Source organism: Cryobacterium algoricola, assembly GCF_004402485.1.
Classification (GTDB): Bacteria; Actinomycetota; Actinomycetes; order Actinomycetales; family Microbacteriaceae; genus Cryobacterium; species Cryobacterium algoricola.
On the sequence record NZ_SOFG01000004.1, the window covers coordinates 278,725 to 298,647 of the forward strand.

A 19,923-nucleotide genomic window follows, 5' to 3' on the forward strand; every position below is an offset into this window, starting at 1 on the left:
CTAGACCGCCAGAAATTCGGTGAGAGTGAGGATGGGATCGTTCGTGACAAGCGCTTCGCCGACGAGGACGACGTCGGCCCCTGCTGAACGATAGTGGGCGACGTCCGCGGCCGTCTTGACCGCAGATTCGGCGACGCGGACGACGCCGGAGGGGATCCGGTCGGCGAGGCGGCCGAAGAGCTCCTGGTCGAGCTCGAACGTCGACAGGTTGCGGGCATTGACGCCGACCAGGCTCGCACCGACATCCAGTGCACGGTCGACCTCTTCGGCACTGTGGGTCTCCACGAGGGCGGTCATGCCGAGTTCGCGGACGAGGGTCTGGAGGGACCCGAGGGTGGCCTGGTCGAGTGCGGCGACGATGAGGAGCACGAGGTCGGCTCCCGCCGCCCTGGCCTCGAGGACCTGGTACGGCTCGCCGATGAAGTCCTTGCGGAGCACGGGCACCGAGACGGCCGCCCGCACCTGTTCGAGGTCGGCGAGGGAGCCGAGGAAACGACGTCCCTCTGTGAGCACGCTGATGGCGCTCGCCCCACCGAACTCGTAGGAGACGGCGAGGGCCGCAGGGTCGGAGATCTCGGCGAGGGTGCCCCGGGAGGGACTAGCCCGCTTCACCTCCGCGATGATCTTGACCCGGTCGGCCGGCGAGAGGGCGTGCAGCGCGTCGATGGCGGGGGCACGATCGAGGGCCGCCGATTCGACGGCGGCGAATGGACGGGTCAGGCGCCGTTCTGCGGCGTCCGACAGGGCACCGGCGAGAAGTTCGGAAAGCACTCGGCTAGTGACTCTCGTGCGGAGCGGCGTCGGCGACGCCGTAGCCTAACCGGCTCAGGATGAATCCGACGATGGGGCCGAGGACGAGGAGGACGACAGAGGCCCACACCAGCCACGGCACAACGAGGAAGAAGGCGACGGTGCCGATCGTGATCGCGACGAGCATGACGATGACGGCCGTCCAGGCCGCGATCGAGTGGCCTTCGCCTGGGTCTACCGACTCGAAGCTCATGGTTCTCCTTATTAGCGTCAACTGCATACGCGGGGCGTCAACTGCGTACGCAGGGGCGTCAGCTGCGGACGCGTGGATTGTGGGTCCTGGTGCGGCTCAAGTCTAGCGGCGACGCCGATCACCGGTCGCCCTCCGTCGTGGTGGGATCGTCACCGCGGGTCAACCCGTCCCATGTGATGACGGCATCCTCTCGCTCGTCAGCACCGGCGGAGGCAGCCGGCTGACTGCCGGGTGCACCGTCGGCCGCCTCGAAGCGCACGGCCTGGTATCTGCTCGTCGCCCCGGGCCAGCGGGAACTCGTGACGAAGATGCCGACACCGGCGGCGGCCATGATCACACCGGCCGCGAAGCCGGTGAAGGCCCAGGGCGTCAGGGCCGCAGCCGTGACGCCGTCCTGGATCGAGGCATTGCCCGCGATGCCGGTCGCCTTGGTGATGGCGGCCGCGCTCGCGGCGGCGGGATTCCCGATGGCGAGGCCCGCACCGAGGGACACCGAGAAGCCGAGGAGCACCTCGAGAACGCCGAGCACCACCCGGATCACGGGGCCCGCGATCGTGAGTGCCCCGGCGAGGGCGATCCCGGCGAGGGCGAGGGCGCTCAGCGCGCCTGCCGCGGTCGAACCGCTGATCGGGAGCCGGACGGTCGAGGAACCCTGGACGACGCTCACGTCGATCCAGACCTGGCTCCAGGCGAGGAGGGCGAGCCCGCTCGCGGCGATCACGAGGAGCACCAGTCGGAGCTTGAGGGTGCGGCCGGTCCGCTTCACCTAGTGCACCCGCTTCATGGCGTTGGCGATCGCGACGGCGCGGAGTGGCGCTGCGGCCTTGTTGACCGATTCCTGGAACTCGCTCGCGGGATCGGAGTCCGCGACGAGGCCTCCTCCGGCCTGCACCCTGGCCACGCCGTTGCTGATCGTGGCCGTGCGGATGGCGATGGCGAGGTCCGCGTCGCCCGCGAACCCGAAGTAGCCGACCACTCCCCCGTAGACGCCGCGCTGGGTGGGCTCGAGTTCGTCGATGATTTCCAGCGCCCGCGGCTTCGGCGCCCCGGACAGGGTCCCTGCCGGGAACGTGGCGCGGAACACGTCGATGGCCGTCTTCCGCGGCAGCAGGTTGCCCTCGACGGACGAGACGAGGTGCATGATGTGGCTGAAACGCTCGATGCGTTTGAATTCGGTGACTTCGACGGAGCCGGGTGCGCAGACCTTGAGCAGGTCGTTCCTGGCGAGATCGACGAGCATGAGGTGTTCTGCGCCCTCCTTGGGGTCGCCTGCGAGCTCGGTTTCGAAGTCGGCGTCCTGCTCTGGGGTACTTCCGCGCGGCTTGGATCCGGCGATCGGGTGGGTGAACACGCGCCCGTTCTGCACCTTGACGAGGGCCTCAGGCGAGGAACCGACGATCCAGTACGGCTCGCCGGACGGGGACTCGAGGCCGAGCAGGTACATGTACGGGCTCGGGTTGAGGCTGCGGAGCACCCGGTAGACGTCGATCGGGTCCGCGGTGCAGTCCTGGTCGAAGCGCTGGGAGATGACGACCTGGAAGATGTCCCCGTCGACGATGTGGTGCTTGGCGGTGTCGACGGCGGCGATGAAGTCGTCGCGGCTGGTGCGGGCGCGCATGGTCGCGGGGGCGGACAGGTCGACCTCGGCGAGCCAGGCTTCCGCGGGCACGGCCAGCCGGGCCTGCATCGAGTCGAGCCGGGCCTGCGCTGCGGCCCAGAGCGTGTCCGCCGCATCGATCCCGTCGTTGAGGACGTTGGCGATCAGCTGGACGGTGCCGAACTTGTGGTCGATCGCGACGAGGTCGGCGACGAAGCTGAAGGCCTGGCCGGGAACGTCATAGTCGGCCGTCGGCTGGTTGGGCAGACGTTCGAGCTGGCGGACGGCCTCCCAGCCGATGAAGCCGACGAGACCACCGGTCAACGGCGGGTGCTCCGGGAGCCGCGGCGTCTGCCAGCGGGCGTACAGGGTGGCGAGGGCCTCGAGCGGCGGCTGGGCGGCCGCCGGGCCGAGGACGCGTGCGGCATCGACGCCGTACGGGATCCACCGGGTTTCCGTACCCTGCTGGGTGAGGACGCCGAAGGACGACACCCCGACGAAGGAGAACCGCGACCAGATGCCGCCCTGCTCCGCCGATTCGAGCAGGAAGCTGCCCGGCTGCCCGGCCGCGAGCTTGCGGTAGATGCCGACGGGGGTCTCGCCGTCTGCGAAGAGTTCGCGGATCACGGGGATCACGCGGTGCCCGGCCATGAGGGCGTCGAACTGTTCGGCCGTGGTTGTTCCGGCCGTGGTCGTTCCCGTTGTCGTTCCCGTTGTCGTCGTGGGGGCATGCGTCGTCATGCGCGTTCTCCGTCTGTCGCGACGGGCGTTGCGCCGTGGGCGACGTCGATGTCCCGCCCGTCGAAGCACGTGCGGGTACCGGTGTGGCAGGCCCCGCCGACCTGGTCGACCTGCACGAGCAAAGTGTCAGCGTCACAGTCGAAGGCTGTGCCGTGCACGTATTGCGCGTGCCCGGACGTGTCGCCCTTGCGCCAGTATTCCTGGCGGGAACGTGACCAGAACGTCACGCGGCCCTCTGTGAACGTCCGCCGGAGGGCTTCCTCGTTCATCCAGCCGAGCATGAGCACCTCCCGGGTGTCCCACTGCTGGATCACGGCGGGCAGGAGGCCGTCCGAATTGAAGACGGCGATCGCGAGAGCGTCGTCTATGGTCTGCAGGGGTGTCATCAGCGCACCACGAGTCCTTCCCTGGCGAGTTCGTGTTTGACGTCTCCGATACTGAGCTCGCCGTTGTGGAAAACGGATGCCGCGAGAACGGCGTCCGCGCCCGCCCGGATCGCTGGCGGGAAGTCCTCGACCTTGCCGGCTCCGCCGGACGCGATCACCGGCACGGTGCTGAGTTCCCGCATCAGGGCGATGAGCTCGAGATCGAATCCGACCTTGGTGCCGTCGGCGTCGATGGAGTTGACGAGCAGCTCCCCCGCGCCGAGTTCGATCGCGAGTCTGGCCCAGGCGAGGGCGTCGAGGTCGGTCTCGGTGCGACCGCCGTGAGTCGTCACGACGAACCCGGACTCCGTGCGGCCGCTGCGCTTCACGTCGAGCGACAGCACGAGCACCTGCGAGCCGAAGCGGTCGGCGATCTCGCCGATGAGTGCTGGGCGGAGGATCGCGGCACTGTTGACGCCGACCTTGTCCGCTCCACTCGCCTGAAGCCGGGAGACGTCCTCGACGCTCCGGATCCCGCCGCCGACGGTGAGCGGGATGAAGACCTGCTCCGCTGTGGCGCGGACGACGTCGTACGTCGTCGCCCGGTTGTCGACGGTCGCGGTGACGTCGAGGAACGTGAGTTCGTCCGCGCCCTGCTCGTAGTACCGGCGGGCCAGTTCCACCGGGTCGCCGGCGTCCCTGAGGTTCTGGAAGTTGACGCCCTTGACGACCCGGCCATTGGCCACGTCGAGGCACGGGATAACCCGCACGGCAAGACTCACGATTGCACCTCCGGAGCTATTCTGCCCACGTTCGGGCCCTAGAGGCGGGCGTTGTGGATGGCGCTGATCAGGATGGCCCTGGCGCCGAGCTCGTAGAGGGCATCCATGATGTGGTTCGAGTCGTAGCGCGGGACCATCACGCGCACGGCGACCCAGTCCGGGTCGTGCAGGCTCGACACCGTCGGCGACTCGATTCCGGGAGCGAGCAGGCAGGCCGCGTCGAGTTTCCCGAGCGGGATGTCGTAGTCCATCAGCACGTACTGGCGGGCGACGAGCACACCCTGCAGCCGGCGGAGCAGCGTGTGGATGCCGGTGTTCTCGTTCTCGGAGGTGATCAGCACCGCCGTCGATTCGAGGATGACCGGGCCGAAGATCTCGAGGCCGGCCTTGCGCAGGGTCGTCCCGGTCGAGACGACGTCGGCGACGGCATCCGCCACTCCGAGCTGGACGGCGGACTCGACGGCGCCGTCGAGGGTCACGAGGGTGACCGTGACGGAGTGTCGGGCCAGGAAGGCTTCGACGAGGCCGGGGTAGCTCGTCGCGACGCGGAGCCCTTCGAGGTCGCTCAGCTCGGCGAAGCGGCCGGCGGGGCCGGCGAAGCGGAAGGTCGAGTCTCCGAAGTCGAGGCTCGCGATCTCGCGTGCCGGTGAGCCGGAATCGAGCAGCAGGTCACGGCCGGTGATTCCGACGTCGAGCGCGCCGCTGCCGACGTAGGTGGCGATGTCGCGCGGACGCAGGTAGAAGAACTCGACGTCGTTGCGCGGGTCGGACACGACGAGGTCGCGCGGGTCGCGACGGCCGGTGTACCCGGCCTCGTGCAGCATCTGCGCCGCGGTTTCGGACAGGGAGCCCTTGTTGGGCACGGCAATTCTCAGCATCTCAACACTCTCAGCAGGTCAGTTCGTGGGGTAGCGTCTCGGGGGTATCTGCGGCGCCGGCCGCTGCACTCTTCAGAGGTGCTTGTAGACGTCGGCGAGGGTGAGCCCCTTCGCCAGCATCATGACCTGCACGTGGTAGAGCAGCTGGCTCATCTCTGCGGCGGTTTCCTCGTCGCTCTGGAACTCAGCGGCCATCCAGACTTCGGCGGCTTCTTCGACGATCTTCTTGCCGATGGCATGCACTCCCGCGTCGAGTTCACGGACGGTTCCGGAGCCTTCCGGCCGGTTGAGTGCTTTTTCGCCCAGTTCAGCGAAGAGGTCGTCGAATGTTTTCACACCCCTAGGCTACTAGTGCGCGTGCGAGTGCGCGGTCGCGGACGTCCTCAGGAGCGCGATCCGGGCCGCGGGATCCGGGTAGCCGAACACGCTCGAGCCGGCGACGAAGGTGTCCGCGCCCGCCTCGGCTGCCACGACGATGGTCTCCTCCGTGATGCCGCCGTCGACCTGCAGCCAGACGTCCCTGCCGCTCGCGCTGACGGCATCCGCTGCGGAACGGAGCTTGCGCATCGTCGAGGGCATGAAGCTCTGGCCGCCGAAACCGGGCTCGACGGTCATCACGAGGATCTGGTCGAACTCGGCGAGGAATTCGAGGTACGGCTCGATGGCGGTGCCCGGCTTCAGGGCGATGCCCGCACGCGCACCGGCCGCGCGGAGCTTGCGGGCGAGCGCGACAGGGTTCGTCGTCGCCTCGCCGTGGAAGGTCACGGAGAACGCGCCGGCCTCGGCGAATTTCGGGGCCCAGCGTTCCGGATCCTCGATCATGAGGTGCGCGTCGACGGGGAGCGCGGAAACCTGCATGATGCGCTCGGCGACGGGGAGCCCGAAGGTCAGGTTCGGCACGAAATGGTTGTCCATCACGTCGACGTGCACGAGGTCGGCGGTGCGGATGCGGCCGAGGTCGCGCTCCAGGTTCGCGAAGTCGGCGGCGAGAATGCTGGGGCTGATCCTGATCGGCATGCCTTCACCCTAGCGCCGCGGGCGCCCGTCGCAGGCCCCGCCCAGACCGCTGAGGTGTCCCACATCGACCTTCATCCGCCCGGCGAACGTCGATCTGCGACACCTCACGAGGGCCGTCAGGCGGTGCGTTCGAGCAGGGTGATGAACATCGCGTCGGTGCCATGCCGGTGCGGCCAGAGCTGCACGCTCGTTCCGTCGCCCGGCAGGTCGAGAGGGGTGCCGCTGAACCCCTGCACGACCGCGGCGGTGTCGACGGCCCGTACCCGGTCGCCCCATTTCTTGAGCGCCGTCGCGACTATGCCCCTGCTCTCCGCGATATGCGGCGAGCACGTGACGTAGGCGAGGATGCCGCCGGGCTTCAGTGCGCCGAGGGCCGCGTCGATCAGGCCGGACTGCAGGTCGGAGAGTTCGGCGACGTCGCGCGGGAGCTTGCGCCAGCGCGCCTCCGGCCGGCGGCGCAGGGCACCGAGGCCGGTGCACGGCGCGTCGAGCAGGATGCGGTCGAATTCCTCCGCGTGGTTGACGGCGATGCGGGTCCCGTCAAGTTCCCAGACCGGCACGGTGCCGGGAACCGCCGCGAGGGCGCGGCGCACGAGCGTGGCCCTGGCCGGAACGAGCTCGTTCGCGACGAGTTCGGCGCCGCCCGCGAGCGCTTCGGCGGCGAGCAGGGCGGCCTTGCCTCCGGGTCCGGCGCAGAGGTCCAGCCAGCGTTCGCCCGGTGCGACGGGGCGGGCGCGGCTCAGGGTGAGCGCAGCGAGCTGCGAGCCCTCGTCCTGCACCCGGATGCGGCCGTCGTGGTCGGTGACGAGGTGAACGGGGTCTCCGCCCGCGAGCACGAACCCGACCGGGGAATATTCGTTGGGGCGGCCGAGGCCCGCGGTCTCCTCCGCTGTCGTGATGCCCGGCAGCGCGACCATGTTGACGCGGGGGGCGGCGTTGTCGGCGATGAGCAGGTCTTCGAGTTCGGCCTCACGGCCCTCGAGGCGCAGCGACTGCCGGAATGCACGCACGACCCAGACCGGGTGCGAGTGTTCGGCGGCGAGGCGGTCGTCCGCTGAGCCTGCCCCGGAGAGGACCCGTTCGCGCCATTCCTCCGGGGTCGAGCGGGAGATGGTGCGGAGCACGCCGTTGGTGAAGCCCGTCGCGGCGCGGGAGCCGACCTGGCGGGCCAGTTCGACGGATTCGTTGACGGCCGCGTGGGTCGCGACGCGCGTCGCGAGCAGCTGGTGGGCGCCGAGACGCAGCACGTCGAGGATGGCCGGGTCGATCGCGGTGACCGGCCGGCCGGCCGCTTCCGCGATCACGAGGTCGTAGTAGCCCTGCATGCGCAGGGTGCCGTAGGTCAGTTCGGTGGCGAGGGCGGCATCCGCCGTGCTGAGTGCCGCGCGCTGGATGCGGGTCGGCAGCAACAGGTTCGCGTAGGCGTCCGACTCGCGGACGGCGGCGATGACCTCGTAGGCGACCCGGCGGGCGGGCTGGACGAAGCCCTGGTGCTGTTGGACGCTCATGAGGCGACCACGTCCGTCGCCGCCATGCCGCGCCACCAGTCGATTGCCTTCATCTGTGTCTTTCCAGCCGGTTGCACCGTGACGAGCTCAAGCGGCCCCGTCCCAGTTCCAACCAGCACTTTCTTGTCGAATTCGCGAATCACGCCCGCCGGAAGCGGCTGGGCGCCGTGGGTCGGCGCGAGGTCGAGGACCTTGAGGCGCGCGTCGCCGAGCATGGTGAAGGCTCCGGGTTCCGGCGTCACGCCGCGCACCCGGTTGTAGACGGCCTCAGCGGATGCGGTCCAGTCGATCCTGGCGTCGGCGCGGCCGAGTTTGGCGGCCGTCGTCGGCTCGCCCACCTGCGGCACCGCCTCGATCGTGCCGGCCTCGAGCCGGTCGACGACGCTCCTGAGGAGCACTGCGCCGCTGTGGCTCAGGGATTCGAGGAGCCCGCCGGCGGTCGCGTGCCGGGAGATCGGTTCGGAGAAACTCGCGAAGACGGCGCCGGCGTCGAGCTCGGCGACGAGCTGGAAGACCGCTGCCCCCGTCCGTTCGTCGCCGGCCATGATGGCGCGCTGCACCGGTGCGGCACCGCGCCAGCGCGGCAGCAGCGAGAAGTGCAGGTTGATCCAGCCGAGGCGGGGAACCGAGAGCAGGGGTTCACGCACGAGCCCGCCGTATGCGACGATGACGCCGAGGTCCGGTTCGAGGGCCGCAATCCGGTCGGTCGCGGCGGCGTCGAGACGATTGGTCTTGAGCAGCGGAAGCCCGAGCCCGGCAGCGGCCTGCGCGAGGGGCGACGGCGTGAGCACGCGCTTCCGGCCGAGGGGGGCATCCGCCCGGGTGATGACCGCGGCGATGGAGTGCGGGGAGTCGGCAAGGGCCTGGAGACTGGGCACCGCCACCTGGGGCGTGCCAGCGAACACGAGTTTCATTTAGAGCAGCTCCGGGTCGTCGAATCGTACTTTGAGTGTAGGTGCCGGGCGGAAGGCGGCGCCCTTCGGCCGGCGGCGGCGCGCTGCATTGCGCACAATCGCGGCCTTCACGAGCCGCGCGACGTCGTCGCCGTCCGCGTAGTTGAATCGCACGACGGCCCGGACGAGCGGATCGACGGTGGTGACCGGACCGAGCACGTCGAGCCCTGGCAGGTCGGCGAGGTCTTCGACCGCTGCTGCGACGTCGGCGGCGGTTCCCGTGACCGAGGCGACGCGCACGGCGGGCGGGAAGCGCAGCTGCCTGCGGTCCGCCAGTTCCGCCGCTGCGAAAGCACCGGGCTGCCACGCGTTGAGGGCGGTCGCGAGTGCCCCGCCGACGCCGGCGAGCATGACGGACGCGCCGGGTGCCGCGAGGGCGGCTGCGTTGCTCCACCATCGGAGGCAGTCTTCCGCGACGCCGAGGGATTCGCGGGCGAGCATCTTTTCGCCGTCGAGCAGGAGGATCGCCCGGTACCCGCCGGTCGGGATCGGCTCGGCACCGCGCGTCGCGACGACGAGCGCCGGTGCCGCCCCGATCTGCTGCAGCGGATGCTCCCCGTCGGCGACGAGGACGAGCGCGCCGGGAAAGGCCCTGCCCAGTTCCTCGGCGGTTCGCCCGGTTCCGAGCGACATCACCCGCAGGGACGTGCCCGCGCAGTGCACGCAGTTCCAGCCGGCGGCGAGCTTGCCGCACCACCGGCAGGACGGCACGGCGTTCGCGCTCGCGAGGGCGAGCGGTCCCTGGCAGTGCGTGCAGCGTGCCGACTTCTTGCAGGTCTGGCAGGCGAGGGTCGGCGCGTAGCCGGGGCTCGCGACCTGCACGAGGACCGGTCCGTCCGCGAGGGCGGCCCTGGCCACCTGCCAGGCGGCGGAGGGGATCCGGTTGGTCCGCTCCTGCCGGTCGGGGGCGAGCTGGAATTCAGTGGGGATCACCCGAGGATGACGCGGACTCAGGGGATGCGCTTCGCCGAGAAAGCCCAGTTCGAGGAGCCGCTGCACGGGGACGCTTCGGGTGTGCCCGAAGAACATCAGTGCGCATCCGCTCAGGCCCTGGCGGACCAGTGCGGCGTCGCGGGCGTGGACGTACGGACTGAGCGGTTCGGAGTGCAGGGGGTCGCCGTCGTCCCAGATCAGGATCGCGCCGAGGTTGTGCGCAGGCGCATAGACGGCGGAGCGGTTGCCGAGGATGATCCGTGGGGTGGGTTCCAGGCACGCGAGGAAGGCCCGGTAGCGCTCGGGATTGGGCTGGCGGGCATCGACCCTGCTCACGGTGCCCGCCGGCGCGCAGGCGTCAAGGGCGGCCTGGAGCTGGTCCTGGTCCCGGTAGTCGGGAACGCAGAGAATGGCGCTTCGCCCGCTCCGCACCGTCGCCGCCGCGAGTTCGGCCATCGTGGTGGCCCAGTGACCGACGGTGCGCCCGTCGGGCAGGGCGACGAGGGCGGGCACGGCGGCCACGCTCAGGCGTGTGCGCTCTGCGAGGGCCGCCTCGAGCAGCCCCGCCGGGTAATCGGCGAAACCGGCGGATGCCGCCGGTTCGGTTTCCGGCACGGGTTCGGGTTCCGGAGCCGGTTCGTCCTGCTCCGCTGTCGCCTGCTCCTGCGCGGCGAGCCAGGCCTTCTCGACCCGCACCGCGCGGGTGGGGATCGCGAGCCGCAGCACATCGCTCGCGTTGCCGGCGGCGCGGTCGGCGACCCGACGGGCGAGACGCCACACCTCCGCCGTGAGCACGGGAGCCGCGGACACGACAGTCTCGATCGGGCTGAGGGTCCCCTGAAAGGAGGCGTCCTTCGCCGGTTCGAGGCCGGACACCGGGGCGTTCAGGGTCGCGAGGACGACTCCCCCGGCATCCAGGACCTCGATCAGGTAGCCGTCGGCGACGCGCCCCGCCGACCGCAGGGGCACCCGGACCCGGACGCCTGGCCGCGCGGCCGCGGCGAGGTCGTCCGGGATTCCGTAGTCGAAGAGGTGGTCGAGCTGGGGCAGCGTCGACTCGAGCAGGACGCGTGCCACGAGGCCCGTGCGTCCCATGATCAGATCCCGGAGGCGCTTCTCAGCTCGTCGACGCGGTCCAGCCTCTCCCAGGTGAACTCGGGCAGTTCGCGACCGAAATGACCGTATGTCGCCGTCTTCTGGTAGATCGGGCGGAGCAGGTCGAGGTGATGGATGATCGCGGCCGGCCGCAGGTCGAAGACCTCGCGGATCGCCGCGGTGATCTCCTTGTCCGGCAGTGCCCCTGTGCCGAAGGTCTCGACGTAGAGTCCGACCGGTGCCGCCTTGCCGATCGCGTATGCGACCTGGATCTCGAGCCGTTCGGCGAGCCCGGCTGCGACAGCGTTCTTGGCGACCCAGCGCATCGCGTACGCGGCCGAGCGGTCGACCTTGGACGGGTCCTTGCCGCTGAAGGCGCCTCCGCCGTGCCGGCTGGATCCGCCGTAGGTGTCGATGATGATCTTGCGGCCGGTGAGCCCGGCGTCGCCCTGGGGCCCGCCGATCTCGAAGCGGCCGGTCGGATTGATCAACATAGTCAGGCTCGAGGAATCGAGTTCGACGCGAGACAGCACCGGCCGGATCACGAGCTCTTCGACCTCGGCGCGGAGGCGTTCCGTCGTGACGGAGGGGGCGTGCTGGGTGGAGAGGACGACGGTCTCGACGGTGCGCGGGATGATGCCGTCGTAGCCGATCGTGACCTGGGTCTTGCCGTCGGGGCGCAGGTAGTCCAGTTCGCCGGACTTGCGGACCTCTGCGAGCCGTTCGGCGAGGCGGTGCGCGATCCAGATCGGGATCGGCATGAGCTCGGGGGTCTCCCGGGTGGCGTAACCGAACATGATGCCCTGGTCGCCGGCGCCCTGGCGGTCGAAGTCTTCGGCGCTGGCCTCTTCACGGTGCTCGAACGCGTCGTCGACGCCCTGGGCGATGTCGGGTGACTGGCCGCCGATGGAGATCTCGACGCCGCAGGAGCGGCCGTCGAACCAGACGTCAGAGGAGTCGTAGCCGATGTCGGTGATGCATTTGCGGACGATCGACGGGATCTCGACATACGCTTCCGTCGTGACTTCGCCCGCAACGTGGACGAGGCCGGTCGTGACGAGGGTCTCGACGGCGACACGGCTGTTCGGGTCCTCCGTGAGGAGGGCGTCGAGGATGCTGTCGGAGATCTGGTCACAGATCTTGTCCGGGTGGCCTTCGGTGACGGATTCGGAAGTGAAGAGGCGAAGATCGCTCATCTGGCCTGTCTCTGTGTCGAGGGTGGAATGGGTGGAACAGAAGTGTTGATCGGGGCTGGCGCGGGTCAGCCCAGCCCGGCGACCACGACATCAAGGATGCGTCCGGCCACCGACATTTTCGTCCCTGCGGCCTCCGCCACTATAACTCCGGCCGAATCGATGACCCGAACCTGGTTACGTTCCGCGGCGAACCCTTCGGTCCAGCCGACCCTGTTGAGAACGAGGTAGTCGCAGCCCTTCCGCGCGAGCTTCTCGCGGCCGAGCGCGAGGAGCCGGTCGGGGTCCGTTTCCGTCTCGGCGGCGAACCCGATCACGAGCTGCCCGGGCTCCCTGGCCGCCGCGAGGCCGGCGAGGATGTCGGGGTTCTTGACGAGTTCGAGGGTCAGTGTGTCCCCTGCCTCGTCCTTCTTGATCTTGTCGCCGCGAACCGCCGCCGGGCGGTAGTCCGCGACTGCCGCGGCCATGATGACGACGTCCGCGCCCACTGCCGCCTCGGTCACGGCGGACTGGAGTTCGAGTGCCGTGCCGACGAGGCGGGTCTCGATCCCGGCAGGCACCGGAATCTCGAGGTTCGCCGCGATCAGGACGACCGAAGCGCCCCGCGCGGTGGCCGCCTCGGCAAGACGGACGCCCTGCTTGCCGCTCGAGCGGTTGCCGAGGAAACGGACGGGGTCGAGGGGTTCCCTGGTTCCGCCTGCTGTGATGACGATGCGCGTGCCGGAGAGATCCCTGGCGGCCGTGATCCCCGTGGCCGGGTGCAGGGCTTCGAGGGCCGCCGCGACGATGACGTCGGGTTCCTCCATCCGGCCCGCACCGGAATCCGATCCGGTCAGGCGTCCCACACCGGGTCCGACGACGATGACGCCGCGGTTTCGGAGGGTCTGCACATTGTGCACGGTCGCGGGGTTGTTCCACATTTCCGTGTGCATCGCCGGGGCGATCACGAGTGGCGCGGTGCTCGCGAGGATCGTGTTGCCGAGGAGGTCATCGGCGAGGCCGGCCGCGAGTTTGGCGATCGTGTTCGCGGTCGCAGGCGCCACCACGATCAGGTCGGCGGACTGCCCGATGGCGACGTGGCGCACTTCGGCGACGCCTTCGTAGAGGTCGGTGTGCACCGGATTCCGGGAGATCGCCTCGAGTGTCGGCCTGCCGACGAAGCGCAGCGCCGCCGGCGTCGCCACCACGTGCACGGAGTCCCCGAGCAACACAAAAGCGCGCACGATGTTGACCGCTTTGTACGCGGCGATGCCGCCGGTGATTCCGACGACGATCGTGCGTCCGTGCGACATCCTGCGCGCTTTGCTGTGTGCTGGGCGTTATTCGACGATGGGGCGGGAGACGAGCTTGTCTTCGTTGATTTCGCGCAATGCCACGGAGAGCGGCTTGTCGTCGACGGTCGAGTCGACGAGCGGGCCGACGTTGTCGAAGAGGCTGCCTTCGTGCAGGTCGGCGTAGTAGTCGTTGATCTGACGCGCCCGCTTGGACGCGAAGATCACGAGGGCGTACTTGGAGTCGACCTTCGTGAGCAGGTCGTCGATGGGCGGGTCAATGATACCGGTGGGCTTGTTGGCCAAGGTGGCACTCCTTCAGAGCGTTTGCGGCGAATAGACGGATAAGTCGGAGGGCGTTAAAGCAGCGACGGCGCTTTACGCAGATTCATCAAGTCTACGACTTCCCTGGCCGCAACGTTGACCTCCTGGTTGACGACCCGGAAATCGAACTCGTCCTGGGCCGCGAGTTCGAGCTTCGCGGTCTCCAGGCGGCGTGCCTGTTCCGCGGGGCTTTCGGTCCCACGGCCGATGAGGCGGCGCACCAGTTCGTCCCAGCTCGGCGGGAGCAGGAAGACCATGCGCGCTTCCGGCATGGCCGCACGCACGGAGCGCGCACCCTGAAGGTCGATTTCGAGCAGGACGCTGTGTCCGCTCGCGAGTGCCTGCTCCACGGGTTCGCGCGGGGTTCCGTAGCGGAAGGCGTTGTGGACGACAGCCCACTCGAGGAGCTCTCCCGACGCGACCATGCGGTCGAATTCGGCATCGGTGACGAAGAAGTAACTCGTGCCTTCGACCTCGCCCGGCCGCGGTGCGCGGGTCGTCGCCGACACGGAGAGAAGCACATCGGGGTAGTTCTCGCGGATGTAACCGGCGACGGCACCCTTGCCGACCGCCGTCGGCCCGGCGAGGACGACGAGGTGAGCGTCGGAGGATCCGCGGCGGGAGACGGTCCGGTTCGCGAGGAACAGGCGCAGCCGGTCGCGCTGGTGCTTGCCGAGGCCGCCGAGCCGTTTGGACGGCGAGATCTCGAGTTGCGTCATGATCCGGCGCATCTTGGTGACGCCGATGGCCGGAATGCTCACGAGGAACTCCGTCGCGCGCAGGCGTCCTTCGACGCCGTCCGGATGCTCGATGGCAGCAGCGAGCACGGCGAGCGGTGTGCGCTTCCCTGCTGCAATCTCTGCCTTGACCGCTGCGCGCGCTCGACGCGCCGCGACGGCTGCGCGCGATGCTGCAACCCGATCGACGTCTGGTGGGGTAGGGCGATTCTCAGCCACGGGCCGCTCCTGCTTCAAGTACTCGGCGTGCGATCGCCTGTCCGATCCGGTCCGGGCCGGCCGACAACACGCTACGAGATTCACTCACTATTACGGAATGAGCGTACCCCCCAAAAAGGTTTCCCAGATCAGCGACATGCGCACCCTGGTGACCAAAACCGGGAGCGAGGATCGGAGTGGCTCCGCCGGGAGGCGCAACCGACAGGTCGAGACCGAAGTCTGCGAGGTCGAGCGTCGCGCCGAGCACGACGCCGATGGAGCCGAGTCGGCCCGACGCCCCCGCTCTCAGGTTGCGTTCTGCGACGTCGTCGAAGACGGCGCGGGCCACGGTCTCACCGGCATACGGTCCGTCGGGGACTCTGGCGCGCTGCAGGGCACTCGCCTCAGGATTCGACGTCGCGGACAGGACGAAGAGTCCCTTACCCGCAGCGGCGGCCAGTTCGAAAACGGGCTCGAGTGAACCGACGCCCATGTACGCGTTGACGGTGATCGCATCCACCTCGAGCGGGGAGCCGGGGGTGAGCCAGGCCTCCCCGTACGCCGCGACGCTCGTTCCGAGGTCGCCGCGCTTGACGTCAGCGATCACGAGCAGTTCCGCCGCGTGTGCGTCTGCGAGCACGCGTTCGAAGGCGAGGTAGCCCCGCGACCCGAAACGCTCGTAGAAGGCCAGCTGAGGCTTGATGAGGCCGACCCGGCCCGCGCACGCGGCGACGACACGGCGTCCGAAGCTCTCTGCGCCGTCCGCGGTGTCCGGCAGGTTCCAGTCGGACAGCAGCCAGGCGTGAGGGTCGATACCCACGCAGAGCTGGCCCCACCGCCCGAAGGCGGCGTCGAGACGGTCCCCGAACGTCGAAACGGGCACGGCGCCGGTCACAGCAGGGCTTCCCGCGTGAGTGCATACTCCTGGAGCGATGTCACCTCGAACCCGCCTCGGATCGCGTCGATGGAGGCGACGGCGGCACTGAGCTCGGCGATCGTGGTGAACAGCGGCAGATCCGCGGCGACGGCGGCCGCCCGGATCTCATAGCCGTCTGCGCGGGCGGTACGACCGCCGGGGGTGTTGATGACGATCTGCACCTCCTCCCGGCGGATGAGCTCGACGATCGACATGTCGTTCTCGTCGTGCTTCTCACTGAACTTCGTGACGACCCTGGCCCGGATGCCGTTGCGCTGCAGCACCTCTGCGGTGCCCTCCGTCGCGGCGATCTCGTAGCCGAGCTGCTGGAGGCGCAGCATCGGCAGGATGATCGCACGCTTGTCACGGTCGGAGACCGAGACGAACACGGTTCCGCTCAGCGGGATTCCGCCGTATGCGGCGAGCTGGCTCTTCGCGAAGGCGCGGGGGAAGTCGCGGTCGATGCCCATGACCTCGCCGGTCGAGCGCATCTCCGGGCCGAGCACGGAATCGACGACGTTGCCCTCCGGGGTGCGGAACCGGTTGAAGGGCAGCACGGCCTCCTTCACGGCGACCGGCGATTCCATCGGGACCCGGGAGCCGTCGATGAGCGGCAGCTTGCCGCTCTCCTTGAGCTCGGCGATGGTTGTTCCGACCATGATGAGCGCGGCGGCCTTGGCGAGGGTGATCCCGAGTGCCTTGGCGACGAAGGGCACCGTGCGGGAGGCCCGCGGGTTGGCTTCGAGCACGTAGAGCACGCCGGCGCCGATGGCGAACTGCACGTTGAGCAGACCGCGCACGCCGATGCCCTGCGCGATGCCGAGGGTGGCTTCGCGGACCCGGTCGATCTCGGCACGGCCGAGGGTCACGGGCGGCAGGGTGCAGCTCGAGTCGCCGGAGTGGATGCCGGCTTCCTCGATGTGCTCCATGACGCCGCCGATGTAGAGCTCGGTTCCGTCGTAGATCGCGTCGACGTCGATCTCGATCGCGTCGTCCAGGAACCGGTCGACGAGCACAGGGTGCGACGGGCCGATGATGCCCTGGCCCTGCATCCGCTCGAAGTAGTCCGCGAGCGACAGGGAGTCGTAGATGATCTCCATGCCGCGTCCGCCGAGCACGTAGCTCGGGCGGACGAGGACGGGGTAGCCGATCTCCTCCGCGACGACGACCGCACCGGTGAAGTCGGTGGCGACGCCGTTGCGGGGAGCGAGCAGGCCGGCCTCGTCGAGGATCTTCGAGAACAGGCCGCGCTCTTCGGCGAGGTCGATCGCGGTGGGCGAGGTGCCGAGGATCGGGATTCCCTCCGCCTCGAGGCCCTTCGCGAGCCCGAGTGCCGTCTGGCCGCCGAGCTGAACAACGACGCCGACGAGTTCCCCGCTCTGGCTTTCCGCGTGGATGACCTCGAGTACGTCCTCGAGGGTGAGCGGCTCGAAGTAGAGCCGGTCGCTCGTGTCGTAGTCCGTCGAAACGGTCTCGGGGTTGCAGTTGATCATGATGGTCTCGTAGCCGGCCTCGGAGAGGGCGAACGAGGCGTGTACGCAGGAGTAGTCGAACTCGACGCCCTGGCCGATGCGGTTCGGGCCTGAGCCGAGGATGACGACCTTGCGGCGGTCGCTCGGGACGACCTCCGTCTCCTCGTCGTAGCTCGAGTAGTGGTACGGGGTCAGGGCGGGGAACTCCCCCGCGCAGGTGTCCACGGTCTTGTAGACCGGGCGCACGCCGAGGATGTGACGCACCTTGCGGACATCCGCTTCGCCGAAGCCGCGGAGTTCGCCGATCTGGGCGTCGGAGAAACCGTGGTCCTTCGCGGTGCGCAGGATGTCCATGTCGAGTCGTTCGGCGGCGGCCACCTCGGCGGCGATCTCGTTGATCAGCACGATCTGGTCGATGAACCACGGGTCGATCTTGGTGGCTTCGAAGACCTGGTCGATCGTGGCGCCCTTGCGGAGGGCCTGCTGCACGGTGACGATGCGGCCGTCCGTCGGGATCGACGCGACCTCGAGCAGTTCCTCGAGCGTGCGGGACTCCTCGCCCCAGTGGAACGACGATCCGCGCTTCTCGAGCGAACGGAGGGCCTTCTGGAGGGCGGATGCGTAGGTGCGGCCGATCGCCATGGCCTCGCCGACGGACTTCATGGTCGTCGTGAGGCGCGGGTCAGCGGCGGGGAACTTCTCGAACGCGAAGCGCGGGACCTTCACCACGACGTAGTCGAGGGTCGGTTCGAAGCTCGCCGGGGTGACCTGGGTGATGTCGTTCGGGATCTCGTCGAGCCGGTAGCCGAGGGCGAGCTTCGCCGCGATCTTCGCGATCGGGAAGCCCGTCGCCTTGCTCGCCAGGGCGGACGAACGCGACACCCGTGGGTTCATCTCGATCACGATGATGCGTCCGGTGGCCGGATCGATCGCGAACTGGATGTTGCAGCCGCCGGTGTCGACTCCGACGGCGCGGATGATGTCGATACCGATGTCGCGGAGCTTCTGGTACTCGCGGTCGGTGAGCGTGAGCGCGGGGGCGACGGTGATCGAGTCCCCGGTGTGCACGCCGACCGGGTCGACATTCTCGATCGAGCAGACGACGACCGTGTTGTCGGCCGTGTCGCGCATCATTTCGAGCTCGAATTCCTTCCAGCCGAGGATGGATTCCTCGAGGAGGACCTCGGTCGTCGGGCTCTGGTGCAGGCCGTCGCCGACGATGCGGCGCAATTCCGCTTCGGTGTACGCGAATCCGGAACCGAGGCCGCCCATCGTGAAGGAGGGCCGCACCACGAGGGGGTAGCCGAGGTCTTCGGCGAAGCCGATGGCCTCGTCGACCGTGTGCGCGATGTGCGAGCGGGCGACGTCCGCGCCGGCGTCGAGCACGAGCTGCTTGAAGATCTGGCGGTCTTCGCCCTTCTGGATCGCCTCGAAGGATGCGCCGATCAGTTCGACGTCGTACTTCTCGAGGATGCCGCGCTCGTGCAGCTGGATGGCCGCGTTGAGCGCGGTCTGGCCGCCGAGGGTCGGCAGGATCGCGTCGGGGCGTTCCTTGGCGATGATCGTCTCGAGGATCTCCGGAGTGATCGGCTCGATGTAGGTCGCATCAGCGAAGTCGGGGTCCGTCATGATCGTGGCCGGGTTCGAGTTGACCAGGATGACCCTGACGCCCTCTGCGCGGAGCACGCGGCAGGCCTGGGTTCCGGAGTAGTCGAATTCGCAGGCCTGGCCGATCACGATCGGCCCGCTTCCGATGACCAGGACGCTGTTGATATCGTCGCGCTTGGGCATTACTGGGCGTCTCCTGCTCCGGCGGCCGCCGTGTGGGCGGTCACCATGTCCCTGAACCGATCAAAGAGGTAGTTGGCGTCGTGCGGGCCTGCCGCAGACTCTGGGTGGTACTGCACCGAGAACGCGGGGATGTCGAGGCAGCGGATGCCCTCGACGACCTGGTCGTTCAGGCTGTAGTGGCTGACCTCGACGCGACCGAAGCCGGTGCGGGAGTCGCTGACGCCTTCGATCGGCATGTCGACGGCGAAGCCGTGGTTCTGCGACGTGATCTCGACGCGGCCCGTGGTCTTGTCGAGCACCGGCTGGTTGATTCCGCGGTGGCCGAAGGGCAGCTTGTAGGTGCGGAAGCCGAGCGCCCTGCCGAGGAGCTGGTTGCCGAAGCAGATGCCGAAGTACGGCACGCCGGCGCGGAGCACCTCCTGGAGCAGGGTGACGTGCGCGTCGGACGCGGCGGGGTCACCGGGTCCGTTGGAGAAGAAAAGCGCGGTCGGATTGAGCGAGAGCACGTGCTCCGCCGTGACCGACTGGGGCAGCACGAGCACTTCGAAGCCGCGTTCGGCTAGGTAGTTCAGTGTCGAGGTCTTGACGCCGAGGTCGAGCACGGCGACGGATCCGATCCGCTCGCCCTTCGCCGGAATCTGGAACGGTTCGACCGTCGACACCTGGTCTGACAGGTTGCGGCCACGCATCGCGGCGCCACCGCGGACGAGTTCGAGCTGTTCCCCTGCGGAGAGGTCGAAGGCGGGGCCGGAGAAGATGCCGCTCTTCATGGAGCCGGCCGAGCGGATGTGGCGGGTGATCGCCCGGGTGTCGATGCCGCTGATCCCGACGACCTCGTTGTTCACGAGGTCCTGGTCGAGGGTGCGCGTCGAGCGGAAGTTCGAGGCGATCCTGGCCGGTTCGCGCACGACGAACCCGGCGACCCAGATCCGGGAGGACTCCATGTCCTCGTCGTTGGCGCCGGTGTTGCCGATGTGCGGGGCGGTCATCAGGACGATCTGGCCGGCGTACGACGGGTCGGTCAGGGTTTCCTGATAGCCGGTCATTCCGGTGGCGAAGACGATCTCGCCGAGGGTCTGTCCCCGGCTGCCGTATGCGCGGCCGACGAAACGCCTGCCGTCCTCGAGGACGAGCACCGCCGGTGCTGTC

The 19,923-nt window shown here is 68.9% G+C and carries 19 protein-coding genes; all 19 read right to left on the bottom strand.

The annotated features are described in order from the left end of the window. The 19 genes from trpC to carA all read right to left on the bottom strand — a co-directional run bounded on the left by trpC (position 1) and on the right by carA (position 19,910). Entirely contained in the window at positions 1–771 is a 771-nt protein-coding gene (gene trpC, locus E3O44_RS01715; RefSeq protein WP_134531940.1) for an indole-3-glycerol phosphate synthase TrpC, read from the bottom strand. 4 nt (positions 772–775) lie between these two features. After that, positions 776–1,003, bottom strand: a complete 228-nt coding sequence (locus tag E3O44_RS01720; RefSeq protein WP_134531941.1) for a DUF6704 family protein — start codon at positions 1,001–1,003, stop codon at positions 776–778. A gap of 118 nt (positions 1,004–1,121) precedes the next feature. Continuing rightward, a complete protein-coding gene (locus E3O44_RS01725; protein ID WP_134531942.1) occupies positions 1,122–1,769 on the bottom strand; it encodes a Trp biosynthesis-associated membrane protein in 648 nt (215 codons plus the stop codon). Next, positions 1,770–3,341 carry an anthranilate synthase component I gene (locus tag E3O44_RS01730; RefSeq protein WP_134531943.1) on the bottom strand — a complete coding sequence of 524 codons (1,572 nt, stop codon included), beginning with the start codon at positions 3,339–3,341 and terminating at the stop codon, positions 1,770–1,772. After that, positions 3,338–3,727, bottom strand: a complete 390-nt coding sequence (hisI, locus tag E3O44_RS01735; RefSeq protein WP_134531944.1) for a phosphoribosyl-AMP cyclohydrolase — start codon at positions 3,725–3,727, stop codon at positions 3,338–3,340. Before hisI ends, E3O44_RS01730 begins: the two co-directional genes overlap by 4 nt. Next, positions 3,727–4,488: an imidazole glycerol phosphate synthase subunit HisF gene (gene hisF, locus E3O44_RS01740; RefSeq protein ID WP_134531945.1), complete on the bottom strand. Its 762-nt coding sequence runs from the start codon at positions 4,486–4,488 to the stop codon at positions 3,727–3,729. Before hisF ends, hisI begins: the two co-directional genes overlap by 1 nt. A gap of 38 nt (positions 4,489–4,526) precedes the next feature. Continuing rightward, on the bottom strand, positions 4,527–5,366 hold the full coding sequence (hisG, locus tag E3O44_RS01745; protein WP_134531946.1) for an ATP phosphoribosyltransferase: 840 nt from the start codon (positions 5,364–5,366) through the stop codon (positions 4,527–4,529). Between the two features lie 72 nt (positions 5,367–5,438). Next, the gene (locus tag E3O44_RS01750; RefSeq protein WP_134531947.1) at positions 5,439–5,702 is read right to left on the bottom strand and encodes a phosphoribosyl-ATP diphosphatase; all 264 of its coding nucleotides are present in this window, start codon (positions 5,700–5,702) and stop codon (positions 5,439–5,441) included. A gap of 12 nt (positions 5,703–5,714) precedes the next feature. Next, positions 5,715–6,383 (bottom strand): ribulose-phosphate 3-epimerase, encoded by a 669-nt coding sequence (rpe, locus tag E3O44_RS01755; RefSeq protein WP_134531948.1) that lies wholly within the window; start codon positions 6,381–6,383, stop codon positions 5,715–5,717. A gap of 116 nt (positions 6,384–6,499) precedes the next feature. After that, positions 6,500–7,891 (bottom strand): RsmB/NOP family class I SAM-dependent RNA methyltransferase, encoded by a 1,392-nt coding sequence (locus E3O44_RS01760; RefSeq protein WP_134531949.1) that lies wholly within the window; start codon positions 7,889–7,891, stop codon positions 6,500–6,502. Next, a complete protein-coding gene (gene fmt / locus E3O44_RS01765; RefSeq protein ID WP_134531950.1) occupies positions 7,888–8,805 on the bottom strand; it encodes a methionyl-tRNA formyltransferase in 918 nt (305 codons plus the stop codon). The genes E3O44_RS01760 and fmt overlap by 4 nt, the downstream gene beginning before the upstream one ends. After that, on the bottom strand, positions 8,806–10,872 hold the full coding sequence (locus E3O44_RS01770; protein WP_134531951.1) for a primosomal protein N' family DNA-binding protein: 2,067 nt from the start codon (positions 10,870–10,872) through the stop codon (positions 8,806–8,808). Positions 10,873–10,874: 2 nt separating this feature from the next. After that, on the bottom strand, positions 10,875–12,068 hold the full coding sequence (gene metK / locus E3O44_RS01775; protein ID WP_134531952.1) for a methionine adenosyltransferase: 1,194 nt from the start codon (positions 12,066–12,068) through the stop codon (positions 10,875–10,877). Positions 12,069–12,133: 65 nt separating this feature from the next. Next, a complete protein-coding gene (gene coaBC / locus E3O44_RS01780; RefSeq protein ID WP_134531953.1) occupies positions 12,134–13,357 on the bottom strand; it encodes a bifunctional phosphopantothenoylcysteine decarboxylase/phosphopantothenate--cysteine ligase CoaBC in 1,224 nt (407 codons plus the stop codon). Positions 13,358–13,384: 27 nt separating this feature from the next. After that, the gene (gene rpoZ / locus E3O44_RS01785) at positions 13,385–13,642 is read right to left on the bottom strand and encodes a DNA-directed RNA polymerase subunit omega (RefSeq protein ID WP_134448746.1); all 258 of its coding nucleotides are present in this window, start codon (positions 13,640–13,642) and stop codon (positions 13,385–13,387) included. Positions 13,643–13,695: 53 nt separating this feature from the next. Continuing rightward, complete coding sequence (gmk, locus tag E3O44_RS01790; protein WP_134531954.1) at positions 13,696–14,616, bottom strand: guanylate kinase; 921 nt, start codon at positions 14,614–14,616, stop codon at positions 13,696–13,698. Continuing rightward, the gene (gene pyrF / locus E3O44_RS01795) at positions 14,609–15,490 is read right to left on the bottom strand and encodes an orotidine-5'-phosphate decarboxylase (RefSeq protein WP_174775015.1); all 882 of its coding nucleotides are present in this window, start codon (positions 15,488–15,490) and stop codon (positions 14,609–14,611) included. The genes gmk and pyrF overlap by 8 nt, the downstream gene beginning before the upstream one ends. Further along, positions 15,487–18,774: a carbamoyl-phosphate synthase large subunit gene (gene carB / locus E3O44_RS01800; protein ID WP_134531955.1), complete on the bottom strand. Its 3,288-nt coding sequence runs from the start codon at positions 18,772–18,774 to the stop codon at positions 15,487–15,489. Before carB ends, pyrF begins: the two co-directional genes overlap by 4 nt. Beyond that, a complete protein-coding gene (gene carA / locus E3O44_RS01805; protein WP_134532946.1) occupies positions 18,774–19,910 on the bottom strand; it encodes a glutamine-hydrolyzing carbamoyl-phosphate synthase small subunit in 1,137 nt (378 codons plus the stop codon). Before carA ends, carB begins: the two co-directional genes overlap by 1 nt. Positions 19,911–19,923: the final 13 nt, after the last annotated feature.

Excerpts from the sequence above, each read along its gene's own strand:
- E3O44_RS01720 (WP_134531941.1), bottom strand. The coding sequence starts at position 1,003 with ATGAGCTTCGAGTCGGTAGACCCAGGCGAAGGCCACTCGATCGCGGCC.
- E3O44_RS01730 (WP_134531943.1), bottom strand. The coding sequence starts at position 3,341 with ATGACGACGCATGCCCCCACGACGACAACGGGAACGACAACGGGAACG.
- hisI (WP_134531944.1), bottom strand. The coding sequence starts at position 3,727 with ATGACACCCCTGCAGACCATAGACGACGCTCTCGCGATCGCCGTCTTC.
- hisG (WP_134531946.1), bottom strand. The coding sequence starts at position 5,366 with ATGCTGAGAATTGCCGTGCCCAACAAGGGCTCCCTGTCCGAAACCGCG.
- rpe (WP_134531948.1), bottom strand. The coding sequence starts at position 6,383 with ATGCCGATCAGGATCAGCCCCAGCATTCTCGCCGCCGACTTCGCGAAC.
- E3O44_RS01760 (WP_134531949.1), bottom strand. The coding sequence starts at position 7,891 with ATGAGCGTCCAACAGCACCAGGGCTTCGTCCAGCCCGCCCGCCGGGTC.
- fmt (WP_134531950.1), bottom strand. The coding sequence starts at position 8,805 with ATGAAACTCGTGTTCGCTGGCACGCCCCAGGTGGCGGTGCCCAGTCTC.
- E3O44_RS01770 (WP_134531951.1), bottom strand. The coding sequence starts at position 10,872 with ATGGGACGCACGGGCCTCGTGGCACGCGTCCTGCTCGAGTCGACGCTG.
- metK (WP_134531952.1), bottom strand. The coding sequence starts at position 12,068 with ATGAGCGATCTTCGCCTCTTCACTTCCGAATCCGTCACCGAAGGCCAC.
- coaBC (WP_134531953.1), bottom strand. The coding sequence starts at position 13,357 with ATGTCGCACGGACGCACGATCGTCGTCGGAATCACCGGCGGCATCGCC.
- carB (WP_134531955.1), bottom strand. The coding sequence starts at position 18,774 with ATGCCCAAGCGCGACGATATCAACAGCGTCCTGGTCATCGGAAGCGGG.